This window comes from Fervidicella metallireducens AeB (assembly GCF_000601455.1).
Lineage (GTDB): Bacteria > Bacillota > Clostridia > Clostridiales > Caloramatoraceae > Fervidicella > Fervidicella metallireducens.
In genome coordinates this window covers 1-1,220 of the sequence record NZ_AZQP01000130.1, presented here as the reverse complement: position 1 = coordinate 1,220, position 1,220 = coordinate 1, and the positions used below count along the sequence as shown (strand labels likewise).

1 protein-coding gene is annotated in these 1,220 nt (G+C 40.3%); it reads left to right on the top strand.

The window, feature by feature from the left end; genetic code table 11:
• Positions 1-18 precede the first annotated feature (18 nt).
• Positions 19-1,220, top strand: a 1,202-nt coding sequence (gene tuf, locus Q428_RS14055) for an elongation factor Tu (RefSeq protein ID WP_035382045.1), incomplete at its 3' end; no start/stop codon positions are given.

Here is a 1,220-nt window from a genome sequence, read left to right as displayed (position 1 = left end):
AAAAAGGAGGAACATAAAATGGCAAAAGCGCATTTTGAGAGAACTAAGCCACACGTTAACATTGGAACAATTGGTCACGTTGACCACGGTAAGACAACATTAACAGCAGCAATAACAACAGTATTATCAAAGTTTGGTAGAGCGCAAGCAACAAGATACGATGAAATCGATAAAGCACCAGAAGAAAAAGAAAGAGGAATCACAATCAACACAGCACACGTTGAATATGAAACAGAAACAAGACACTATGCACACGTTGACTGTCCAGGACACGCTGACTACGTAAAGAACATGATTACAGGAGCAGCACAAATGGACGGAGCAATACTAGTATGTTCAGCAGCAGATGGTCCAATGCCACAAACAAGAGAACACATACTACTTGCTAGACAGGTAGGGGTACCATACATCGTAGTATTCCTAAACAAGGCAGATATGGTTGACGATGCAGAACTAATCGACCTAGTAGATATGGAAATAAGAGACCTATTAAACGAATATGAATTCCCAGGAGATGACACTCCAATAGTAGTAGGATCAGCATTAAAGGCACTAGAATGTGGATGTGCACAAGAGAGCTGCCCATGGTGTGGAAAGATACTAGAACTTATGAGAACAGTAGACGAATACATTCCAACACCAGAAAGAGCAACAGATAAGCCATTCTTAATGCCAGTAGAAGACGTATTCACAATCACTGGTAGAGGAACAGTTGCAACAGGAAGAGTTGAAAGAGGAGTTCTAAAGGTATCAGACGAAGTAGAAATCGTAGGATTACATGAAGAAAAGAGAAAGACAGTTTGTACAGGAGTAGAAATGTTCAGAAAGCTACTTGATCAAGCACAAGCTGGAGATAACATAGGAGCACTATTAAGAGGTGTAACAAGAGACGAAATCGAAAGAGGTCAAGTATTAGCAAAACCAGGATCAGTAAATCCACACACAACTTTCGAAGGTCAAGTATACGTTCTTAAGAAAGAAGAAGGTGGAAGACATACTCCATTCTTTGATGGATACAGACCACAATTCTACTTCAGAACAACAGACGTAACAGGATCAATCAAGTTACCAGATGGAATGGAAATGGTTATGCCAGGAGACCACATCAACATGAACGTTGAATTAATCCACCCAGTAGCTATGGAAGAAGGATTAAGATTCGCTATAAGAGAAGGCGGAAGAACAGTTGGTGCTGGCGTTGTTGCTAAGATAATAAAGTA